Origin of the sequence: Pseudoalteromonas caenipelagi, assembly GCF_013140855.1 — a bacterium.
Lineage (GTDB): Bacteria > Pseudomonadota > Gammaproteobacteria > Enterobacterales > Alteromonadaceae > Pseudoalteromonas > Pseudoalteromonas caenipelagi.
Window position 1 is genome coordinate 836,346 of record NZ_JABBPG010000001.1, and the last position, 22,047, is coordinate 858,392.

General features: G+C 42.0%; 17 protein-coding genes and 9 tRNA genes. 6 read left to right on the top strand and 20 right to left on the bottom strand.

Annotated elements, in window-relative coordinates; all coding sequences use genetic code 11:
- The first annotated feature begins 82 nt into the window (after positions 1-82).
- Both HG263_RS03635 and HG263_RS03640 read left to right on the top strand, forming a co-directional pair.
- On the top strand, positions 83-1,459 hold the full coding sequence (locus HG263_RS03635) for an L-serine ammonia-lyase (RefSeq protein WP_171624699.1): 1,377 nt from the start codon (positions 83-85) through the stop codon (positions 1,457-1,459).
- Positions 1,460-2,143: 684 nt separating this feature from the next.
- Complete coding sequence (locus tag HG263_RS03640; RefSeq protein WP_171624700.1) at positions 2,144-2,299, top strand: hypothetical protein; 156 nt, start codon at positions 2,144-2,146, stop codon at positions 2,297-2,299.
- Positions 2,300-2,556: 257 nt separating this feature from the next.
- On the opposite strand, the gene HG263_RS03645 is transcribed toward HG263_RS03640, so the two are convergent.
- From HG263_RS03645 to dapB, 7 genes are all read right to left on the bottom strand, one after another.
- Positions 2,557-3,126 carry a rhomboid family intramembrane serine protease gene (locus tag HG263_RS03645; RefSeq protein ID WP_171624701.1) on the bottom strand — a complete coding sequence of 190 codons (570 nt, stop codon included), beginning with the start codon at positions 3,124-3,126 and terminating at the stop codon, positions 2,557-2,559.
- A 37-nt stretch (positions 3,127-3,163) separates the two neighbouring features.
- Positions 3,164-3,535: a hypothetical protein gene (locus tag HG263_RS03650; protein WP_171624702.1), complete on the bottom strand. Its 372-nt coding sequence runs from the start codon at positions 3,533-3,535 to the stop codon at positions 3,164-3,166.
- 435 nt (positions 3,536-3,970) lie between these two features.
- Positions 3,971-4,114 (bottom strand): hypothetical protein, encoded by a 144-nt coding sequence (locus HG263_RS03655; protein WP_171624703.1) that lies wholly within the window; start codon positions 4,112-4,114, stop codon positions 3,971-3,973.
- A 322-nt stretch (positions 4,115-4,436) separates the two neighbouring features.
- Positions 4,437-4,913, bottom strand: coding sequence for a transcription elongation factor GreA (gene greA, locus HG263_RS03660; protein ID WP_171624704.1), 477 nt, complete (start codon positions 4,911-4,913; stop codon positions 4,437-4,439).
- A gap of 46 nt (positions 4,914-4,959) precedes the next feature.
- Complete coding sequence (gene carB / locus HG263_RS03665) at positions 4,960-8,178, bottom strand: carbamoyl-phosphate synthase large subunit (RefSeq protein WP_171624705.1); 3,219 nt, start codon at positions 8,176-8,178, stop codon at positions 4,960-4,962.
- Positions 8,179-8,195: 17 nt separating this feature from the next.
- A complete protein-coding gene (gene carA / locus HG263_RS03670) occupies positions 8,196-9,332 on the bottom strand; it encodes a glutamine-hydrolyzing carbamoyl-phosphate synthase small subunit (protein WP_171624706.1) in 1,137 nt (378 codons plus the stop codon).
- Positions 9,333-9,540: 208 nt separating this feature from the next.
- Positions 9,541-10,344, bottom strand: coding sequence for a 4-hydroxy-tetrahydrodipicolinate reductase (gene dapB / locus HG263_RS03675; RefSeq protein ID WP_171624707.1), 804 nt, complete (start codon positions 10,342-10,344; stop codon positions 9,541-9,543).
- A gap of 226 nt (positions 10,345-10,570) precedes the next feature.
- Here dapB and HG263_RS03680 point away from each other — a divergent pair, with 226 nt between their 5' ends.
- The 4 genes from HG263_RS03680 (at position 10,571) to HG263_RS03695 (ending at position 16,434) form a co-directional block, all read left to right on the top strand.
- Entirely contained in the window at positions 10,571-11,878 is a 1,308-nt protein-coding gene (locus HG263_RS03680; RefSeq protein WP_171624708.1) for a Na+/H+ antiporter NhaC family protein, read from the top strand.
- Between the two features lie 278 nt (positions 11,879-12,156).
- Positions 12,157-14,211 (top strand): prolyl oligopeptidase family serine peptidase, encoded by a 2,055-nt coding sequence (locus tag HG263_RS03685; RefSeq protein WP_439331979.1) that lies wholly within the window; start codon positions 12,157-12,159, stop codon positions 14,209-14,211.
- Positions 14,212-14,390: 179 nt separating this feature from the next.
- Positions 14,391-15,179, top strand: a complete 789-nt coding sequence (locus HG263_RS03690) for a nucleoside-binding protein (protein ID WP_171624710.1) — start codon at positions 14,391-14,393, stop codon at positions 15,177-15,179.
- A 154-nt stretch (positions 15,180-15,333) separates the two neighbouring features.
- On the top strand, positions 15,334-16,434 hold the full coding sequence (locus HG263_RS03695) for a hypothetical protein (RefSeq protein ID WP_171624711.1): 1,101 nt from the start codon (positions 15,334-15,336) through the stop codon (positions 16,432-16,434).
- 50 nt (positions 16,435-16,484) lie between these two features.
- On the opposite strand, the gene HG263_RS03700 is transcribed toward HG263_RS03695, so the two are convergent.
- The 13 genes from HG263_RS03700 to uvrY all read right to left on the bottom strand — a co-directional run bounded on the left by HG263_RS03700 (position 16,485) and on the right by uvrY (position 22,026).
- A complete protein-coding gene (locus HG263_RS03700) occupies positions 16,485-17,471 on the bottom strand; it encodes a hypothetical protein (protein ID WP_171624712.1) in 987 nt (328 codons plus the stop codon).
- A gap of 197 nt (positions 17,472-17,668) precedes the next feature.
- Positions 17,669-17,755, bottom strand: a tRNA-Leu gene (locus HG263_RS03705).
- A 35-nt stretch (positions 17,756-17,790) separates the two neighbouring features.
- Positions 17,791-17,864: transfer RNA gene (locus tag HG263_RS03710), tRNA-Cys, on the bottom strand.
- A gap of 15 nt (positions 17,865-17,879) precedes the next feature.
- Positions 17,880-17,955: transfer RNA gene (locus HG263_RS03715), tRNA-Gly, on the bottom strand.
- Positions 17,956-18,051: 96 nt separating this feature from the next.
- Positions 18,052-18,127 (bottom strand) — tRNA-Gly (locus HG263_RS03720).
- Between the two features lie 86 nt (positions 18,128-18,213).
- Positions 18,214-18,300: transfer RNA gene (locus HG263_RS03725), tRNA-Leu, on the bottom strand.
- Between the two features lie 24 nt (positions 18,301-18,324).
- Positions 18,325-18,400 (bottom strand) — tRNA-Gly (locus tag HG263_RS03730).
- A 43-nt stretch (positions 18,401-18,443) separates the two neighbouring features.
- Positions 18,444-18,530: transfer RNA gene (locus HG263_RS03735), tRNA-Leu, on the bottom strand.
- A gap of 34 nt (positions 18,531-18,564) precedes the next feature.
- Positions 18,565-18,638 (bottom strand) — tRNA-Cys (locus tag HG263_RS03740).
- Positions 18,639-18,653: 15 nt separating this feature from the next.
- Positions 18,654-18,729: transfer RNA gene (locus HG263_RS03745), tRNA-Gly, on the bottom strand.
- 222 nt (positions 18,730-18,951) lie between these two features.
- Positions 18,952-19,497, bottom strand: coding sequence for a CDP-diacylglycerol--glycerol-3-phosphate 3-phosphatidyltransferase (gene pgsA / locus HG263_RS03750; RefSeq protein ID WP_171624713.1), 546 nt, complete (start codon positions 19,495-19,497; stop codon positions 18,952-18,954).
- A gap of 42 nt (positions 19,498-19,539) precedes the next feature.
- Positions 19,540-21,363: an excinuclease ABC subunit UvrC gene (gene uvrC / locus HG263_RS03755; protein WP_171624714.1), complete on the bottom strand. Its 1,824-nt coding sequence runs from the start codon at positions 21,361-21,363 to the stop codon at positions 19,540-19,542.
- Positions 21,364-21,375: 12 nt separating this feature from the next.
- Entirely contained in the window at positions 21,376-22,026 is a 651-nt protein-coding gene (gene uvrY, locus HG263_RS03760; RefSeq protein WP_171624715.1) for a UvrY/SirA/GacA family response regulator transcription factor, read from the bottom strand.
- Positions 22,027-22,047: the final 21 nt, after the last annotated feature.

A 22,047-nucleotide genomic window follows, 5' to 3' on the forward strand; every position in this document is an offset into this window, starting at 1 on the left:
AATTTCGTAGCACAACGGGTTACAAGGTGCACTTTTAACGTTATGATGTGCCCCCGTTCAAAGGCAATGTTGAGTAAAGAATATGATTAGTGCATTTGATATGTTTAGTATCGGTATTGGCCCTTCGTCGTCTCATACCGTCGGTCCAATGCGCGCTTCAAGACTGTTTGTAAAAGACCTTCAAAATAAAGGTTTGCTAGCACAAACAACAGAAGTAAAAGTAGAGCTATTTGGCTCATTAGGACAAACAGGTATAGGTCACGGTTCAGGCAAAGCCGTGATATTGGGACTCGCGGGCTATGATCCTGAAACCATTGATGCTGATGCTGTACCTGATATTTTAGAAAAAATAGAACAACAACAAGTTATCTACCTTGATCAAAGTCACGAAGTGAAATTTCCAAAGCAAGGAGCGGTTGTATTTCACCGTCGTAAAACGCTACCAAAACACTCTAACGCCATGGAGATCATTGCGCTCAATGGCAAAGAAAAAGTACATAGCCAAGTCTATTACTCAATTGGTGGCGGTTTTATCGTGACTGACGAGCAGTTTGAACAAGAGAAGCAAGCGGCGCTTGATATCCGTGAACAAAACCCTGCGCCTTATCCGTTTGATAGTGCAGAACAGCTGCTTAACTTATGTAAAGACTCTGGCTTAAGTGTTTCTTCTCTAATGATGGCTAACGAAAAAACGCTCAAACCGGCCTCAGAAATTAAAGCTGAGCTTTTCAATATTTGGCAAGTTATGAAAGCATGCATCGAGCGTGGCATCCGTACTGAAGGCATTCTACCTGGAGGCTTAAAAGTAAAACGTCGTGCACCTAGCTTGTACTTAAAATTAAATGTTGAAAATAGTAATGACCCTCTTCGCGCTATGGACTGGGTGGATCTGTTTGCACTTGCGGTGAATGAAGAAAATGCCGCCGGTGGCCGCGTAGTTACCGCGCCAACAAACGGTGCTGCAGGTATCCTGCCAGCAGTATTAATGTACTACCACACCTTTATCAAAGAAGTAGACGAAGAAATAGCAACACGCTATCTGCTTACAGCAGCCGCAATTGGTATTTTGTATAAAAAGAATGCATCCATTTCTGGTGCTGAAGTTGGCTGTCAGGGCGAAGTGGGTGTTGCCTGCTCAATGGCTGCCGGTGCTCTCACCGAAATTATGGGCGGTAACGTAGTAAACGTCGAAAACGCGGCGGAAATCGGTATGGAGCATAATCTCGGCTTAACCTGTGATCCTGTTGGCGGACTCGTGCAAGTGCCATGTATTGAACGTAACGCCATGGGGGCTATAAAAGCTATCAACGCCTCGCGCCTTGCTATGCGCGGCACTGGTGAGCAAAAGGTATCTCTTGATAAAGTGATAAAAACCATGCTCGACACAGGTAATGATATGAAAACCAAATACAAAGAAACCGCACGAGGCGGATTGGCTGTAAATATCATCGAGTGTTAACTTCTATCAGCCCAAGTTTTAAAACTTGGGCTTTATAAGTTATTGCGGCTGTACAGAGCAATTATTACTGATATCAAATCTACATCAAGTTCTATGTATTAACTTTTCCAAATAATCATAATACAAGCCTGTAGACAACCATCAACTTAAACAAGTATAAATCCAAGTCGCTCGGTATTTTTGTCAATAATTTCGCATATATCAATACAACAGCCCCCCTAACTAAAGTAGCTCAATAACAAACTTATGCGCCTGCGAAAATCAAGGAAACTCAAAAAACAACAGACTTCATTTAATAGATTAGTGCTCTGTATTTCCCTAATACACTGTGAGCTCGTACTTCATATAAACTCATAATCATTAGGTAGGGTCAAAAGTCTAAATAGTGAATTAATTCCCTCAAAAGCCACTTTACTTCGTTACCTTTTGTTACACCCACCAGTCCTTTGTTACATTCTCCGATCTTTTGTTACTTTTATTTAGTTTAAGGTTTTTCTTTTATCCTTTAAATTAATACAGGTATTGTTTGGTAAAGAATAAAGACAGATTAATCAAATAATACAAAGCCAAAAAAACATTGGCATTTTCATGAATAGGCACCACCATAAAATATCAAGAAGATCATTCATCACGGATATTTATAAATAAAGCCTAAAAATCATTTAAATAAAATAAGGATTAATAATGAAATTAGTAAAGAAAGAACTAAAAAAATTAACTATAGACAAGCAAGCAATTGATGCTCTAACAAAGCAGATAGCTGGTGGTCAGCTTCCTATCTTACCTTCAACTACTTATAAAACTATAACAGACAATTGTTTAACACAGAACGGTTGCTAAATAGTAAGTTATAAACGCATTAAGTTCTATTACTGAATAAAAGAGGAACATAATGCACATAAGGTTGAGGATATCTACACCTCAACCTTATTAACATGAAAATCCGCTAAAAACATCATTAATCACTACAAAGAAAGCTTATCGGATAATATTTCCCAACAGTAGGACACACATTATTCCACTTAATTATATTTCACATACATAAAGTGTGGCAAAAATATAAATATAACAAACTCCTGTTTTGAAAATTTAAAACGCTACTTTTTAATTTGAACATTTCTAAACAAATACGCAGCAATACAACCACTAATAAAACCAAACAAATGACTTGAGACACTGGTTGTCGCATCAAATGAAAACAAGGTACCAAATAGATTAATTTGAAAGTAATGCGTGATAACCAGCAGCGCTGCCGCTAGCAAAAAGCTCAAAATATTGCGCCTAAACACAGCACTACCCATAATAAAACCAAAATAGCCCATCACTATACCTGAGGCACCAATATGATTTGCATAACTTGCAAAGAGCCAAACTAACGCCCCTGTGAGTAAGAAGATAAACGCTGTTGAGCGTTTAAAACATGGTAGTTGACTCGCCAAATACCCACTTATAAGTAAACCTAAGGTGTTACCAATCAAGTGCTGCCAATCACTGTGTAAAAACGGGTATGTGATGATACCTAAAAGATGCGACTTGCTTTGCGGAACCAAACCTAAAACATGGGAAGGTATTGGGATCACCAAACCTATGATATGTAGCAGCCACATTAGTGCTAACATGATCAGCACCCATCTAAAGTTACTGACTTTGGCAACATCTTTTATCATTTTTACTCTTCACTTTTAACACGCAAGTTTTTTGATATTAAGGCAAGGGCTGCTTCGGTAACAAGGATTCGATATCCTCTTTATGCTCTTGCTGTTGTACCTCTACTTTACCTTGAGAGGCAATGGTATTGTGCTCGATATGCTCGCTTGAACCATCAGACTTTGTGCGGGCAACCGCATTAAGTATATTGATTATTTGCTCATTGCTGACTTCTGCGCTTTGGGCGTGCACCTTTTGCTCATGTATTTTTCTCTCTTGTACATTAGTAAGTTGAGTTAACGCATCAGAAATAGTGTTCAACGCGCTCTCTGTTTCTTTACAGTCATTAGGCTGCTGTGCAATTGTTTCAACATGTACCACCAATGAGTTTATATCTTGGTTCGTCAGTGCATTGCCCAATTTACCCATACTTTGACTAAGTAAATGAATATAAAGCTTAATAGATTTCTTAAGGTCTCATTTTGTGCCTTCAGCGCTTTTCCATCCTTTGCTCTTTGTGCTTCGACGTCTCTTCCACTACACGACCAATATAACTTATCGCCTGCTGTTGGCTACTATGGCTGACAACTTGGGTGTTGTGTGAAATGGATGCCACTAATTGCTCAAACCCAGTTTGATAGGGTTTGCCAATGGCAGCGCAATAAATAGGCTCGCCACTAACATTGCTGACCCCATTAAATAAAATGTAATGCCATCGCCAAGCAAATAAGAAAATTACTTATGTATGTTAATACTAACCAACCATATAAGCATTATCACCAAAGACAATGATACTGTTATTGGTAAATCACCAAAGCCAAATTTAAATATTGAGCCTGATGAATTAGTATCTCCTTCTGTTACCTATGCTTCTAGTTCAACATCACCATCTAGCAAATCAATATCAGCAAAACCAAATAAAGTTATTAGCCAGAAAAACAGAACAATAATAAGCAGGACGCTAAGCACAACCGTGGGAAAGGTAAAAGCAGTATTGATATAGTCCATAATTTTATTCCTAGTTCCATCTCCCTCACTTGATTGGTGAGGGGCTACTCTTATTAAAAAATATTTATATTACTCGTGAAAGTTTGCAAAGATAATTGCCGTTGCGACAAAAGCAAATAGTTCACATAGGGACATAACATATCTGTCCCACAAAATTGCACAAACTGCATTCCTAAGTCAAGAAAAAGTACCTTTAACTTAAATGATATTTATGTAGGTTTCTTCCTCTGCTTACATCAAAACAGAGCGATAAATAAGCTATTAAACTGAAGACATAAAAAAACCGAGCCTAAGCTCGGTTTTTACTTAACTGCTCGAACAGTTAGATATACTCAATTTCGATTATTTCGTACTCAACTGTCCCATTCGGCGTTTGAATATTGGCGACATCATCTAACTCTTTACCAATTAAACCTCGTGCAATCGGTGAGTTAATTGAAATTAGATTGTTCTTAATGTCAGCTTCATCATCGCCTACAATGCGGTATCTCACTTCTTCGTCAGTTTCAACATTACAAATTGTCACTGTCGCGCCAAAGATCACTTTGCCGTTATTTTGCATTTTTGTAACGTCTATCACTTGAGAAGTAGAAAGCTTAGCTTCAATCTCTTGAATGCGGCCTTCACAAAAACCTTGCTGTTCGCGCGCTGCATGATATTCAGCGTTTTCTTTAAGGTCACCGTGTTCACGCGCTTCGGCGATATCGGCAACTATTTGGGGGCGAACAACCGATTTTAAATGGTTAAGTTCTTCACGAAGCAATTGCTCGCCTCGTACTGTCATCGGAATTGATTGCATAACTGTCTCACTTGATGCCAAGGCCGACTGGCCTTGGCGTTAGTCCTTAGTTCAATCGTTGGTGTAGCTCTTGTACAGAATTTACAGTGCTTCTGTCATCTGCCGCATGGGCAATACAGTTAGCAAATGCTGCATTAAGCGTAGTGGTATAGTTTGTCTTATGTTGCAATGCACCACGACGCAACACCTTCGAGTCTTCGATCGCTTGGCGACCTTCAGTGGTATTAACTATGTAGCTATACTCGCCATTTTTGATTCTATCAAGAATGTGAGGACGGCCTTCATATACCTTGTTTACGCGGCGTACTTCAATGCCTGCAGCTTCTAGCGCTTTGGCAGTACCATTTGTCGCATCCAACTCAAAACCAATCTCTCTCATGATTTTGGCCAGCTCGACAATGCGTGACTTATCACTGTTACGCACAGATAGTAGCGCGCGACCACCGCGTGGTAAAGCGTTACCCGCACCTAATTGAGCTTTTGCGAACGCTTCGGCGAAGTTTTCACCAACACCCATTACTTCGCCCGTTGAGCGCATTTCAGGACCACGAAGTGGATCAACACCTTGGAACTTAGCAAACGGTAATACCACTTCTTTTACGCTGTAATAAGGTGGAATAATTTCAGTGGTGATACCTTGGCTTGCCAATGATTGACCCGCCATACAACGTGCCGCTACTTTTGCCAAAGCAACCCCTGTCGCTTTTGATACAAATGGTACAGTACGTGCGGCACGTGGGTTTACTTCAATTAAGTAAACTTCACCATCTTTAACTGCGAATTGAGTATTCATTAAGCCTACTACACCAAGCTCAAGTGCCATATCTGTCACTTGCTTACGCATAACATCTTGGATCTCTGCAGACAAAGAGTGCGCTGGCAATGAACATGCTGAGTCACCTGAGTGAACACCTGCCTGCTCGATGTGCTCCATGATCCCACCGATAATCACTTGCTCACCATCACAAATAGCATCAACGTCTACTTCAATTGCGTCATCTAAGAAGCGATCTAGCAATACAGGCGCTTCGTTTGATGCTGATACAGCTTCGGTCATGTAACGACGTAAATCATCTTCGTCATAAACGATTTCCATCGCTCGACCACCCAATACATACGAAGGACGCACTACTAACGGGAAGCCAATTTCTTGCGACTTAGCAATTGCTTCTTCAAGAGAGGTCACTGTTGCGTTTTCAGGCTGAAGTAGGTTCAAACGCTCAACCATTTGCTGAAAACGCTCACGGTCTTCTGCACGGTCAATAGCATCAGGTGAAGTACCAATGATTGGCACGCCATTCGCTTCAAGTGCACGCGCAAGTTTCAGTGGCGTTTGACCACCGTATTGAACAATCACACCTTTTGGTTTTTCAACACGCACAATCTCTAATACGTCTTCAAGGGTAATTGGTTCGAAGAACAATCTATCTGACGTATCGTAGTCTGTTGATACTGTCTCTGGGTTACAGTTAACCATGATGGTTTCATAACCATCTTCGCGCATGGCTAGCGCGGCGTGTACACAGCAGTAATCGAACTCAATACCTTGACCGATGCGGTTCGGGCCGCCACCGATCACCATGATTTTGTCTTTGTCTGACGGATTCGCTTCACACTCTTCATCATACGTTGAGTACATGTAAGCTGTGTCTGAGCTAAACTCAGCTGCACAAGTATCAACACGTTTGTAAACTGGTACGATGTTTAACTGATGACGCTTTTTACGAATTTCTTTTTCTGACACACCGGCAATTTCAGCGATACGTGCGTCGGCAAAACCTTTACGTTTCAAGCGGCGCAAGAAATCTTTGTTAAGACCCGCAAGGCCCACTTCTGCAATGGTTGCTTCATCTTTGATGATATCTTCGATTTGAACTAAATACCAAGGGTCAATCTTAGTCAGTTCAAACACGTCGTCTACACTCATGCCGTGACGCATAGCATCAGCAACATACCAAATGCGCTCTGCGCCTGGCTCTCGAAGCTCGCGAATAATGGTTTCTCTTGCCTTTGGGTCGTCAAGTGCAACAATTGGGTTGAAACCCGTTGCACCCACTTCTAATCCACGAAGTGCTTTATGGAGTGACTCTTGCTGGTTACGGCCAATCGCCATTACCTCACCCACTGACTTCATTTGTGTCGTCAAACGGTCGTTTGCACCAGCAAACTTTTCAAAGTTAAAACGTGGGATTTTAGTCACGACATAGTCAATTGACGGTTCAAATGATGCAGGTGTGGCACCACCTGTAATGTCGTTTTGTAGCTCATCAAGCGTGTAACCTACCGCAAGCTTTGCCGCAATTTTTGCAATTGGGAAACCAGTCGCTTTAGATGCAAGCGCAGATGAGCGAGAAACACGTGGATTCATCTCGATGATAACCATACGGCCATCCACCGGGTTCACACCAAACTGTACGTTTGAACCACCTGTTTCAACACCAATCTCACGTAAAACAGCCATCGAGGCATTACGCATGATTTGGTATTCTTTGTCTGTCAGTGTCTGTGCTGGAGCAACCGTGATAGAGTCACCAGTATGCACACCCATTGGGTCAAAGTTTTCGATTGAACATACGATGATGCAGTTGTCGTTTTTGTCACGAACCACTTCCATCTCATACTCTTTCCAGCCAATTAAGCTTTCATCAATCAAAAGCTCGCTGGTTGGCGATAGGTCTAAACCACGGGTACAAATTTCATCAAATTCTTCTTGGTTATACGCTACACCACCACCTGTACCACCCATAGTAAATGATGGGCGAATGATACATGGGAAACCAATGCGCGAAAGCACATCATGCGCTTCTTCCATGGTGTGCGCGATTTCAGCACGCGGACACTCAAGACCAATATTTTTCATTGCCGCATCAAAGCGTTCACGGTTTTCCGCTTTGTCAATTGCGTCAGCCGTTGCACCAATTAGCTCAACACCATGCTTTGCAAGCACGCCGTGCTTGTCAAGGTCAAGTGCACAGTTCAATGCCGTTTGACCACCCATCGTAGGCAATACTGCATCTGGTTTTTCTTTTTCAATGATTTTTTCAACAACTTCCCAGTGAATTGGCTCGATGTATGTTGCATCAGCCATTTCGGGGTCTGTCATAATAGTTGCTGGGTTTGAGTTAACAAGAATAACTCGGTAACCTTCTTCTCTTAGCGCTTTACAAGCTTGTGCGCCTGAGTAGTCGAATTCACACGCCTGACCGATCACAATCGGTCCCGCGCCTAAGATAAGAATGCTTTGAATATCAGTACGTTTTGGCATTATAACTCCACTCTCAATTAGGCTTTACGCGATTGCATTAGGTCAATGAAATGGTCAAACAGTGGTGCCGCATCGTGCGGACCAGGGCTTGCTTCTGGGTGACCTTGAAAACTAAATGCAGGCTTATCGGTACGGTGAATACCTTGCAATGTGCCGTCAAATAATGACTTATGCGTCGCACGTAGGTTAGCAGGTAGGCTATCTTCATCAGCCGCAAAACCATGGTTTTGTGCTGTGATCATCACTACATTACGGTCTAAGTCTTTAACCGGGTGGTTGCCACCGTGATGACCAAATTTCATTTTCACAGTTTTAGCGCCTGATGCTAAAGCGAGAAGCTGATGACCTAAACAAATACCAAAAATTGGCGTATCTGTTTCTAAGAATGATTTAATCGCTTCAATTGCATAAGTACAAGGCTCTGGGTCGCCGGGACCATTTGACAGGAAAATACCGTCAGGATTTAGTGCCAACACGTCTGCAGCGGAGGTTTCTGCAGGCACTACGGTCAATTTACAGCCACGGTCTACGAGCATACGTAAGATGTTTTTCTTCACACCAAAGTCGTAGGCAACCACGTGGAATTTTTCTTCTTCTGCCGTTAAGGTTTTGTAACCTTCTCCAAGTGTCCAACTTGATTCTTTGAATGTATACAGCTCTTTAGTACACACCACTTTGGCTAAATCCATGCCTTTTAAGCCCGGGAACGCTTTCGCAGCTTCTAAAGCTTGTTGCTCATTTAGTGAGTCACCCGCGATAATACAACCGTTTTGCGCCCCTTTATCACGTAAAATACGCGTCAGTTTGCGTGTATCAATGTCGGCAATACCCAAGATATTGCGCTCTTTAAGGTAATCACTTAATGATTGCTCGTTGCGGAAATTACTGGCAAGTAAAGGTAAGTCACGGATCACTAGGCCTTTAGCCCAGATCTGGTCCGCTTCTTCGTCTTCACTGTTAGTGCCGGTATTACCGATGTGCGGGTAAGTCAAAGTTACGATCTGTTCCGCGTATGATGGGTCTGTCAAAATTTCTTGATAACCAGTCATAGACGTATTAAATACTACTTCACCGACTGACATACCGTCAGCACCGATAGCAGTACCGCGAAACACCGTGCCGTCTTCTAGGACTAACAGAGCGGATTTAGTCAAGTTAACCTCCTAATGGTAAAAAACGGGAGCAAGCTTTACGCTTTTCATCCCGTTCACAAAGCGCTTGGTAACACGCAGTTATTAATTTTTGGCAAATTCGTTATAGTCTACAGTAATTTGTTAGATTCGTCTAACCCAACAAGAAAAAACATGAAAAATACTGCCTTTTATTAGAATTTCATACCAAACCGCCAAAAAAACAAGTTAACTACTTCAATCCAAGCACATCTCGCATGTCATAAAGTCCATTTGGTTTATTTCTCAACCACTTCGCAGCCCTTACAGCTCCAGAGGCAAAGGTCAGACGAGATGTTGCTTTGTGGGTTAATTCGAGCCTTTCACCCATTGTCGCGAAATAAGCCGTGTGTTCACCTACTATATCGCCTGCTCTTAGCACTGAATAACCGATTTCGTTTTGAGATTTAGCCTGCTCAACCGGTGTTCTGTCATATCTTGCCACATCGTCATGCTCCCAACCTTTAGCTTCTGCAATCGCCTCACCAATCGCCAGAGCAGTCCCCGATGGTGCATCTATTTTATTTCGATGATGTGCCTCAAAAATTTCAATATCCATTTCATCTGCAAGTTTAGTAGCGGCGGTCTGTACAAGGTCTAATAACAAAGTAACGCCAACACTAAAATTGCGAGCAAATACGATAGGAATATGCTGCGCCGCTTGTTGTATTACTTCCATATCATCGGTTGTAAGCCCCGTAGTACCAATTACCATAGGCAAGTTTTGCGAAACTGCAAGCTGCAAGTGACGCTTCATTCCCTCAGGCAAAGTAAAGTCAATGAGGACATTTGCACCACTTGCTACTACATCCTCTTCGTTACTGAAACATAACTTTTTTGGGGCACAGGGTTGCTTGTTAACGACTAAAGTAGATAACAGTGGGGAACTGGAACGCACAGCAGCAGCTGCTATTTGCGTTTCATTTACTTGCATACAAGCTTCTACCAACGCCAAGCCCATACGGCCATTAGCACCAAAAATTCCAATTTTATCCATGTCTTAACTCTATTTGAAAGGTTAGCTTATTGTTCTTAGCTATAGAGTTTATCAATTCTCTATGCCATAGTCAGTGAAACAATAATAATAACAGAACGCCATGGACTTTGGACGTCTAAATGTATAAACTTCTCGATTCGCCGATTTTACTTATTGCGGGCGTTTGAAGTTTAAATACAGCTAATAATGGATCTCATGGCTGTGGTACATATTTTTGGGGAGCACAATGCAGCCAAACACTCTACATGCGAAGTTATCGCTTCTACCTCTATTGACTTTTGTCGGACTGTTTTTAGGAGCAGGCCTTTACCTACAATCTCAAGGTGTTGATTACGCGTTTTATCAACTACCTGCACCTGTGGCTATTTTGCCAGCAATTGTAATCGCTTTTTTGATAAACAAAGCCAGCATCAATCAAAGTGTTGAAACTTTTATCAAAGGCGCAGGCCACAGTAATATCATAACCATGTGCTTAATTTACCTGCTAGCCGGTGCATTTTCTGCGGTAGCAGGTGCAACCGGTGGCGTAGATGCAGTTGTAAATGCAGGTCTGTCACTTATTCCAGCCTCGTTTTTATTGCCTGGCCTGTTTCTTATTTCGGCTGTCGTGTCCACTGCTATGGGCACATCAATGGGCACCATCGGTGCCATTGGTCCTATTGCCTATGCCGTTTCAATAAAGACAGGTATCGATCCTGCCTTGATGGCCGGTACGATTGTCTCGGGCGCTATGTTTGGTGACAACTTGTCTATTATTTCAGACACCACGATTGCTGCCACTCGTACGCAAGGGTGTGAAATGAAAGATAAGTTTAGAGAGAATTTAAAAATTGCCCTACCTGCGGCAGTACTAACTGTTTTGCTACTTGTTTTTCTAACACCAGAGCCTCAGGCAGTTGAGGCCAAGCCTTTTGATTGGTTGCTAGTATTACCATACATCTTTATTTTGGTACTTGCTGTTGCGGGGTTAAACGTATTCGTTGTGCTATTCAGTGGTATTGTATTTGCTGCAGCTATGGGCTTTACGGGTAATTATGAAGTCGGTAATTTTGCTAAAGACGTTTATAAAGGCTTTAGCGACATGCAGGAAATCTTTTTGCTGTCGATGTTTATCGGAGGCTTGTCAGAATTTATTCGCGTAAATGGCGGTTTAGATTACTTAGCCACAAAGATTCAAAAGCTCACTGCTGTTATTGCTAAGTGGCATCGCAAAGTTGCCGATCAACTGGGTATTGCCGCTTTGGTATTGACCAGTAATTTATGTATCGCCAACAATACTGTGAGTATTATCGTCGCAGGTCCAGTGGCGAAAAAGCTTGCAGATGATGGTGGGATCTCAGGTAAGCGCTCAGCAAGCTTACTCGACATTTTTGCCTGTGTAATGCAAGGCTCGTTACCTTACGGTGCACAAGCTCTGTTACTTGGAGCGACGTTTAAGATAAGCCCTTGGGATGTATCGACCTCGTCATTTTATTGCTTTATTTTGGCATTTACAGCCGTTACAGTGATTTGTCTAAGACGCGATAAAGCGTAACAGTTAAACAACACAATGCGCCCCAATGGGCGCATTTTTGTCCTCCCCCATAATTAGGGCCTAATCTTGCGTACATAGCAGCTGCCCTTGAAAGCTTCATATTTAGAATAAAAATACTAAATAAAATCAAAGCTATAAAAAACCAAACCGAGCTCATATTCTAATTTAGATACTAACTATTATTACCTTGCCTATGCCATAACGTTCCCACTATAGTACCTGTCAGTTACCAACGACAACAAAGTAAGGACAACATTTTGAAAAGAACTGTAGCTCGTATTGCGTCTATTGTTTCGCTCTCGGTATTCTCAACAAATACCTTAGCGTCTGATAGCGACCCATTTTTGTGGCTAGAAGAAATTGAAGGCACGAAAGCTTTAGAATGGGTAAAAAAACAAAATAACGCGTCATTAAAATATCTAAAACATAACAGCGCATATCAGAATATATACCAAAATACACTTAGTATATTGCATGATAAAACACGCATTCCTTACGCAAGTGAACGTGCGGGTTATTACTACAACTTTTGGCAAAGTGAAAATAACACCCGCGGCTTATATCGACGCACCACCCTTGAAGAATATAAAAAAGCAGACCCAAAATGGGAAACCGTGTTGGACATAGATGCGCTTGCTCAAGCTGAAAATGAAAACTGGGTTTATAAAGGCATACAATGTCATTACCCTAAATATCAACGCTGTTTAGTCTCTTTATCTCGCGGCGGTGCAGATGCCGTTGTTGTGCGTGAGTTTAATATCACCACTAAGTCATTTGTGAAAGATGGATTTAATCTGCCCGAAGCAAAAAGTTCGGTATCTTGGCGCGATGACAACAGTATTTTTGTGAGCACAGATTTTGGCGAAGGCACCTTAACTAACTCAGGTTACCCAAGATTGGTAAAAATTTGGCAACGCAGTAAACCACTAGAGACAGCAAAAACAATCTATAGCGCTGACAAGAACTCTGTGCAAACAGGCGGCTTTGTTGTTTATGACAATGGTATCCAATACCAGATTATTTACGACTCAACCAGTATGTACACCCGTGATATGTACTTGCTCAACAATAATAAGCGAGTCAAAATTGATGTACCTAATGATGCCAGTATCGTTGGTTTAAACAACGGCAAGCTCTTCATTGAGCTAAAATCTGCATGGGGAAAGTTTGCTCAAGCAGAGGTCATTTACGCCGACATCACTGATGTAGGCAAAGCACACATCTCATTTAAAAGCTTTATTAAACCAACGGATACACGCTCTGTCGAGGGTCTCAGCTTTACCAAATCTGCAATTTTGGTCACAGTCCTTGACGATGTTAAAAATAAGGTATACCGCTACTTGCCTAAAGCAAATGGACAATGGCAAATTGACCAAGTTCAATTGCCTGAAACAGGGTCAATGTATGTATTAAATACAGATCCTGAGCGTGATGATTTTTTTATCAACTATAGTGATTTTTTATCGCCTTCAAGCTTATACCTAGTTAATGGTACATCATTAGAGTTTACAAAGTTGAAGGGCAATAAATCATACTTCGATGCCGACAAATATATGGCTAAGCAAAAATTTGCAACGTCTAAAGACGGTACTCAAGTCCCGTATTTTATTGTTCATAAAAAAGACCTAAAGCTAAACGCTAAAAATCCGACTTTACTTTATGCCTATGGCGGTTTTGAAGTCTCAATGCTTCCTTATTATTCAGCAACACTTGGTAAAAACTGGCTTGAAAAAGGCGGCGTATACGTGTTGGCAAATATTCGTGGCGGCGGTGAATATGGCCCTCGCTGGCATCAGGCGGCCATTAAAAACAATCGTCATAAAGCTTTTGAAGATTTTGAGGCCGTTGCAGAGCAACTTATTAAAGATAAGGTCACTCAGCCTAAGCACCTTGGTATTAAAGGCGGTAGCAACGGTGGTTTGCTAGTAGGTACTGCATTTACCCGCAGACCAGATCTTTATAACGCTGCAATTTGCCAAGTGCCGCTGTTGGATATGCAGCGTTTTAATAAGCTACTGGCAGGTGCCAGCTGGGTGGGCGAATATGGTAACCCCGACAATGCCGACGACTGGCAATATATCAAAACGTACTCTCCTTATCACAATCTAAGTAAAAGTCAGCAATACCCGAAAGTATTTTTTACAACATCTACGCGTGATGACCGTGTTCATCCAGGCCATGCTCGTAAAATGGTGGCAAAAATGCAAGATATGGGCTTCGATGTACTTTATTTTGAGAATATGGAAGGGGGCCATGCTGGTGCAGCCAACAAAGAACAATATGCAATGGTCAGTAGTTTAGAATATGTATATTTAATGGATCGATTACAATAAATTTTTCTCTGGGCTGCGTTGCAGCCCTTTCTCCCATTTCAATTGCCAGTGTCTTACCCCAAACTTTATTGTCTATGCACCTGAACTACAAACCGCGCATTGATTAATTTTTAACCATAAGCTTCGTACCTTAATCTTTGGCTATAATTCATACCATATCTGCGCTTAAGGACACAGTAATGATGTATAAACTCATTGCCGTACTTATCACTGTTTTACTCTTTACCCTTCCATATATCGCTCATGCTGCACATTGGAGTAAGACACAGCTGCATATCAATCGTGGGGTATTTGATCACCCCTTCACCAAGCAAAAGGCCATGACCGATATTATTTCTTTGCAACACGCTTCAATCAATAACTATGGTGATGTGTTCTTCTTTATTGATTACTTAGACGATGATTATGCTGATAGCTTCAATGACAAAGATTTTTATAGTGAGGGTTATGCAACCTTCAGTGGCAACGCCTTATTCGATTGGCAATACCACCTCTGGCGACTAAAAGATATCGGCTTTGTGATCGGTTATAACGCTGCAGGTGATGCAAAAACGCTCAAATACCTACCTGGGATAAAGCTCAGCTGGGATATACCAGGGTTTGACTTTTTAACCACCACAGCAACCGCATACTTTGACGATAGCGCGGGCATCGCCCAAGGTGGGGCACCACACACTAACAACACATTTATGCTAGACCTTGCTTGGGGTTACCCCTACTCGCTTGGCAATCAAAAGTTTTACTTTACCGGACATGCAGAGTACATCGGCTCAAGACGTAATGAAATTGGCAAATATGTAAATGACTGGATATTAGCTCAGATGGCGTTCCAGTGGGATTTAGGGCATGCAATTGCACGTACAAGCGATACGCTTATGCTCGGAATCGAGTGGCAAGTGTGGCGAAACAAAATGGGTACATCACATAATGAATCTGCTACCCAACTGCACATTGTGTGGACGTTTTAACACTGTAAAGCAACGCATAATAGTTGAAGAACGGTGAGATTATGTAATTTGTCGTAATTTGAACTTAGCGCATTTTAGGCTCTAATTAATGTCGCGCAGGTTATATCCCGCGCGCATTCATTAAAACCCTATTTACCGTCTAAGGAGTGAGACTATGTCACACGTCATGTCGAAGCTGAATCAACCAGCCGCAGGAGTTGATACGTTAAAAGATTACCGTGAAGCACAAATGAGCGAGTCAAGATGGATAGATGTAACCCATGGAGTAAAAGAGAACAACTTCGTTGATAACTTCACATTCTTAAATAATGCAGTTCTGTCTCGCTATGCTGGCGATGAACAATTAATGGCCACAACGGGTATCTTTGGCCCAATTACTCCTGGCACATTGGTACACCTTAACCCATTCGCACAAAAAGTAGACCCAAAAAACCTAGTCGTACAAAGTAATCGGGCACCTGACGGCAAAAAAAAGGATCTCGTTACAGAACTTAATGAGCTGCATGATAAAAACACTAACAACACTCCTTGTAGCGCTCACGCGTTGTGTGTGCAAGGGTTTTGGGTCGCAGATACGGATGGCGCGCGCATTCCATGTTTAGATGGCGCTTCTAACCTATTTGGCGGTACAGGCCAGCTCATTATCTCATTAATAGGTGATGGAAAAGGCGATGAAGCGCAGTGTGATGTTCAGCAGCTTAATTTTCCACTTCTTCATTTTGGCCCTAGTAAAGAATCGCAAGATATTTATAAAAATACACTGGCTTATTATGGCGCAAAGCTGTTAGCCCCTAACGAAGAGTTTGAACTTGGCTTTACGCAAGACCTTTGGGGAATTCAGTACGACCAAAAGTTGCCACAGTATGTAACTGACTATCAGTTTGCTGCTCAAAAAGGGGGCGGCTTGTTTGTAGAGCACCACCCATTCCCCCACATTTGGCTTCCTGCTCAAGGTATAGACCCAGTGTTCAACCGAAAAACAGTATCTAGAATATTACTTGGGCGAAGGCTGGATATAACACAAGAAGATGGATATTACCGTACGGTACAAAAGCAACACTATCACTTTACTATGTTTGAAATACCTTTGGATGGCAGTGCGCTGGCAATACGCCCGCAGTGTATTCACAATGACAGCTTCACTGACGGCGCACAAACTGTATTTTTAGCAAATACGCCAGCAAATACAGTGGCATTACGACATAGCGCACCTATCCAAGATATGCGTGCAGGAGATATCCCATTTAATAAGTAACCTCAATAGGCTATTCCCAGTCTAGGAATAGCCTATTAGCTAAATTATCTTTAAAATTTACAACTTAACTTTTGTCCTTCTATAGGCGAACAGATAAAGTTATCGCCATTACTTTTTTGCTCTGTATAGAGTTGTGCAAACAGGTTGCTGAGGTATGTTCGAATAGCGTTCACTGAACCTCGCGTCTGAAGTGAACGGGCATCTTTGCCAATGGCATCCAAATATTCAAATAATGCTTCTTTGTTCTCTGGGATTACTAGCCCTTTCGCATCTTTTAGGACGGAATTATTCAGTTGCATGTTTAATGTTTTGTCATCTAGCGTCAGTGTGAGAGACAAATCCATCTCAGCAGTTGTGCCATCACTAAACAAGTAAGTTACAATACGTTTTTCAGAAAGTAGAATTGTAGGCATCCTCCCTTCATTAGCTTCAATGTACGCCAAAAACTGAGACTGCATTTTTGCTAATTCGGCAGAAAACCTCTTTTGATGTCCGCTTGACAGCCAAGACTCTGCAACACTTTTAGACATAGCAGCAATCTCAAATGCGGAGGTAAAAGTAGTATCGAATTTAAATTGACCTGTCAAAGTATCAGTCGAAAGGAACAAATTCCCATTAGAAGGTTTACCTTCAATAGCGTAGCTAAGGTCAATACCGTCTCTCAATACAATGCTCATTTTTGTGTTCTTGTTTATCAAATCAGATATTTTTCTTTGTGATGCTTTTAATTCTAAACTCAGCTCAGAGTTAACATCATGGATACCAGTTAAAGTAACCAAAGTTTCTCGCGGTTTAATTTGAGTGACTAGATATTCATCGACGATAAAATCCCCTGAAGGCGTTCCCTGTGCAACATAAATTTTTTGGCCTAGAGTATGAGCAGCACCCATAGCTGCGTGCCGCCTTTGCATTTCAGAACAATTGTGACAAGGCACTATCAACTCAAGCTCCTCACTCGTCACAGTTAACGCTTTAAAAATGCTCACTACCATAAGTAATAATAAGCCAGCGCATAAAATTTTAAGTGCAGGTTTCATAAAACATCCTTTTTAGTATCTGCTCAACAAACAAGTTTAAAAAGATACTAACCCATTTTATTATGGAAAAATATAAGGATGAATATGCATAGCTTAGGGAGATTACATTGCGAAATATAAATATTTAAGTAGTCATAATGACCAAAATGAGAACAAATTGAGGAACTATTGAAAGAGGAGCTAAAGGAGTTTAAAAATGGTGCCCGGGGCCGGACTTGAACCGGCACGCTGTTACCAGCGAGGGATTTTAAATCCCTTGTGTCTACCAATTCCACCACCCGGGCTTCGGGTTGCTTGCGCATGTGGAGTGTGTGATAAATGGAGGCGGAACCCGGAGTCGAACCGAGGTAGACGGATTTGCAATCCGCTGCATAGCCACTCTGCCATTCCGCCTTATTATCTAAAGTTTGGAGCGAGTAACGAGGTTCGAACTCGTGACCTCGACCTTGGCAAGGTCGCGCTCTACCAGCTGAGCTATACTCGCATCACTGTGCGGTTTAATCAATTGAGTTTAAAGTTCTTCAAACTTCAATTGAGCTGTGCTCGCAAACTTTAAGAATAAGGTGACCTGATATTTGATTGGAGCGAGTAACGAGGTTCGAACTCGTGACCTCGACCTTGGCAAGGTCGCGCTCTACCAGCTGAGCTATACTCGCATCACTTATGCTTTTAACTTAGGAGAAACTAGTTAAACACTTGGTCGCGCCTTTCTAATTCCAGCTGAGTTATACTCGCAATCAAATGGTGCCCGGGGCCGGACTTGAACCGGCACGCTGTTACCAGCGAGGGATTTTAAATCCCTTGTGTCTACCAATTCCACCACCCGGGCATCGGGTCTACAAAAGCATTAGATTGGAGCGAGTAACGAGGTTCGAACTCGTGACCTCGACCTTGGCAAGGTCGCGCTCTACCAGCTGAGCTATACTCGCATCAGTTTCTTCTTTCGAAAAAGACACTAGTCTCTAATCTAAATGGTGCCCGGGGCCGGACTTGAACCGGCACGCTGTTACCAGCGAGGGATTTTAAATCCCTTGTGTCTACCAATTCCACCACCCGGGCATCGGGCTGCTTTCGCATGTGGAGTGTTGAGAAATGGAGGCGGAACCCGGAGTCGAACCGAGGTAGACGGATTTGCAATCCGCTGCATGGCCACTCTGCCATTCCGCCGACTTAGTTAAATATTGGAGCGAGTAACGAGGTTCGAACTCGTGACCTCGACCTTGGCAAGGTCGCGCTCTACCAGCTGAGCTATACTCGCATCACTTGTGCATTTTAACCTAGTTGAAACTTTCAAAACACGAGGTCGCGTCCTTCTAATTTCAGCTGAGTTATACTCGCAATCTTTAACTTCAAAGGCGTACTGCCCTCTCAACACGGACGCATTCTACAGAAGTTACAAAACGCGTCAACATAAAAAATGAATGTTTTGAATCGTTTGTTCAAAAATTATCTAAACTGCCGTGATTATAAACACTTTCAGTTAAGATTTAGTCAATTGTGATTTTGCTGCATAGAAATAAGCAAGCATTGAGGTCACTGTAAGTAACGTTGCAATGGCTAATAATGCATAACTGATATTAATCATCCACGGCGCATATTGCCAAATCAAGCCTATGATGGCTAACATTTGTGCTGCGGTTTTGAATTTACCCAGTGACGAAACAGCCACGTCATCGCGCTTACCGAGTTCAGCCATCCACTCTCGTAAGGCTGAGATCACAATTTCACGACTGATAATGATAATTGCTGCCACTGTCACGAAATGGTTCTGGTAGTATGTTGCTAGCATTACCAATGCGACACTGACCATGACTTTGTCTGCAACGGGGTCTAAAAAGGCACCAAAAGGTGTTGATTGTTCAAGCTTGCGAGCCAGATATCCATCGAGAATATCAGTTACCGAAGCCAACCAAAAAATGAACGCAGCAGCAAAAAACGCCCACGAATAAGGCAAATAAAATAACACTGCGAATACAGGAATGAGTAACAACCTAAATGTTGTAAGCGCGTTTGGAATATTCCACATAACTACTTAGTGAGGTCTTTTTCTTTATGTTCGCATGAATGCTTAAGCTTTGTCATGCAAATGGTTAAATATCTTTTCAGCCGTTTTTGGGCTGATCCCTGGAACTTGTTTTAGTTGGTGGATATTTGCAGATTTTACTCCCTGCATTCCCCCCAGATACTTCAACAGTGCTTGACGACGTTTATGTCCGACGCCTTCAATCTCTTCTAAAACAGATTGATTGCGCTGTTTTTGCCTTTTATTTCTATGCCCTGCTATCGCAAAGCGGTGTGATTCATCGCGAATATGCTGAATGAGATGTAATGCCGGAGAGTCACTATCTAAATTAACTGTCCTTCTTCCACCATCAATAAGCAACGTTTCTAATCCGGGTTTTCGGCTAGTGCCTTTCGCAACGCCCACAAGTAATGGTAACTTATCTAGAGGCCAATCAGCAAAAAAAGCTTCAGCCCTTCCCAACTGACCTTTACCACCATCAATAAAAATGACGTCAGGCACCTTCGCTTCATCTTGCAACTTGCTATAGCGTTTATACAGCGCAAAATCCATCGCGGCATAATCATCTCCAGGTGTAATACCAGTTACATTATAGCGACGATATTCTTTGTTATTAGGGCCTTGAGCATCAAATACCACGCAAGATGCCACTGTGTTCTCGCCCATAGTATGGCTAATATCAAAGCATTCCATTCGCTGAATATCACTCAACTGCAATGCCTCCTTCAACAACGCATAGCGTTTATTAATCGAATCTTGCGCGCTTTGTTTTACAGCAATACTATTAGCCGCATTTTTATTTGCTAATGCCAAATACTGAGCCCGTTCTGAGCGAACCTGTGCTCTTAGTTGTACTTTCCTTTGAGCAATTTCACTTAAGGCATGAGCTAGTTCATCTTGTTCAAGTAACGAAAAGGGCAATACCACCTCTTTTGCAATTCGACTATTGGTACCGCCACTTAGATAATATTGCCCGATAAACGACGTTAATATTTCATCCGTAGGAGAGTCTTTTGGTACTTTTGGAAAATAGGTTTTCGTTCCTAAGATTTTGTGTTCTCGAATCATCAACATATGAATGGCACATATACCATTTTGTTGCTTAAAGCCAATCACATCCATTTCCGCAAAGTTCCCCGCTACCGACTGCTGTTCTTGCATTTGCCTCAGCAATGCAATTTGATCTCGATATTTAGCCGCTAATTCAAAGTTGAGCGCCATACTGGCATTTTCCATGCGCGTCACCAATGTTGCGATAACCTGTTGGGACTTGCCATTTAAAAATTGCCGCACCATATCAACTTGCTCTTGATATTCGTCATCCGAAACCTTTCCAACACATGGCGCAGAGCATCTTTTTAACTGATGCTGCAGACAAGGCCGGCTGCGAGCGCGATAATAGGCATCTTCACATTGGCGCACAGGAAATATTTTTTGCATCAAACGCAAGCTTTCTGACACAGCTGCGCTACTAGGAAAAGGTCCAAAATACTCGCCTTTATTCTTCCTCGCGCCGCGATGAAACGCCAATCTCGGATGTTTGTGACCACTTAAGAAAATATACGGATAAGACTTATCATCGCGCAGCAAGATGTTGTACCTTGGCTGGTACTTTTTAATAAGGTTGTTTTCAAGTAATAGCGCTTCTGTTTCAGTATTGGTTAACGTCACCTCTATATGGCGGATGTTACTCACTAAAACTCGGGTCTTGCTATCTGGGATATTGCTACGAAAGTAGCTTGAAACACGCTTTTTAAGATTTTTTGCTTTACCTACATAAATTACCTGATGCTCATCGTCGTACATACGATAAACACCAGGTTCAGTACTCAAGGTTTTTAAAAATGAGGTGTGATCAAATACAGCCATTTAAATGATAGATTAACGTGTGGTATCAATATCTATCATTTTATGACGAATCGCTAGATGTGTTAACTCTACATCTCCACCTACATTTAATTTTTCAAACATTCGGTAGCGATAGCTATTCACCGTTTTTGAACTTAAGTTCAGACGCTCAGCAATATCTTGTGCCTTTTCACCTTTGGTGATCATCAACATGATTTGCAACTCTCGCTCAGATAACGACTGAAATGGGTTTTCATCGTTACGGCCACTAAATTGATTTAAAGCAATTTGCTGTGCTATCTCTGGTGCAATATAGCGTTGCCCAGCATTCACGGCTCTAATTGCATTAATCATTTCATCAGGGCCAGCCCCTTTGGTCAGATATCCGTGTGCACCAATTTGCATCACTTTACTAGGGAATGGATCTTCACAATGAACAGTCAGAACAATCACTTTTACATCTGGGCAATAGCGGCAGATTTTCTTTGTTGCTTCCAAGCCTCCGATGCCTGGCATGTTCATATCCATTAACACAATGTCTGGCTCATTTTGACGACAAAACGTAACCGCTTCTTCACCAGTTTTAGCTTCTCCGATCACTTTAAAGCCACGAACATCATCAAGTATACGTTTGATACCTGTTCGTACAAGTTCATGATCATCAACTAAAAGTACGTTAATCAATAGTTCACCCTCTCACTGTTA

Coding starts and splice junctions, on each gene's coding strand:
- carB (WP_171624705.1), bottom strand. CDS start 8,178: ATGCCAAAACGTACTGATATTCAAAGCATTCTTATCTTAGGCGCGGGA.
- HG263_RS03635 (WP_171624699.1), top strand. CDS start 83: ATGATTAGTGCATTTGATATGTTTAGTATCGGTATTGGCCCTTCGTCG.
- pgsA (WP_171624713.1), bottom strand. CDS start 19,497: ATGTGGAATATTCCAAACGCGCTTACAACATTTAGGTTGTTACTCATT.
- greA (WP_171624704.1), bottom strand. CDS start 4,913: ATGCAATCAATTCCGATGACAGTACGAGGCGAGCAATTGCTTCGTGAA.
- HG263_RS03645 (WP_171624701.1), bottom strand. CDS start 3,126: ATGATAAAAGATGTTGCCAAAGTCAGTAACTTTAGATGGGTGCTGATC.
- HG263_RS03695 (WP_171624711.1), top strand. CDS start 15,334: ATGTCACACGTCATGTCGAAGCTGAATCAACCAGCCGCAGGAGTTGAT.
- HG263_RS03690 (WP_171624710.1), top strand. CDS start 14,391: ATGATGTATAAACTCATTGCCGTACTTATCACTGTTTTACTCTTTACC.
- HG263_RS03655 (WP_171624703.1), bottom strand. CDS start 4,114: ATGGACTATATCAATACTGCTTTTACCTTTCCCACGGTTGTGCTTAGC.
- HG263_RS03680 (WP_171624708.1), top strand. CDS start 10,571: ATGCAGCCAAACACTCTACATGCGAAGTTATCGCTTCTACCTCTATTG.
- HG263_RS03640 (WP_171624700.1), top strand. CDS start 2,144: ATGAAATTAGTAAAGAAAGAACTAAAAAAATTAACTATAGACAAGCAA.
- dapB (WP_171624707.1), bottom strand. CDS start 10,344: ATGGATAAAATTGGAATTTTTGGTGCTAATGGCCGTATGGGCTTGGCG.
- HG263_RS03700 (WP_171624712.1), bottom strand. CDS start 17,471: ATGAAACCTGCACTTAAAATTTTATGCGCTGGCTTATTATTACTTATG.
- uvrC (WP_171624714.1), bottom strand. CDS start 21,363: ATGGCTGTATTTGATCACACCTCATTTTTAAAAACCTTGAGTACTGAA.
- HG263_RS03650 (WP_171624702.1), bottom strand. CDS start 3,535: ATGGGTAAATTGGGCAATGCACTGACGAACCAAGATATAAACTCATTG.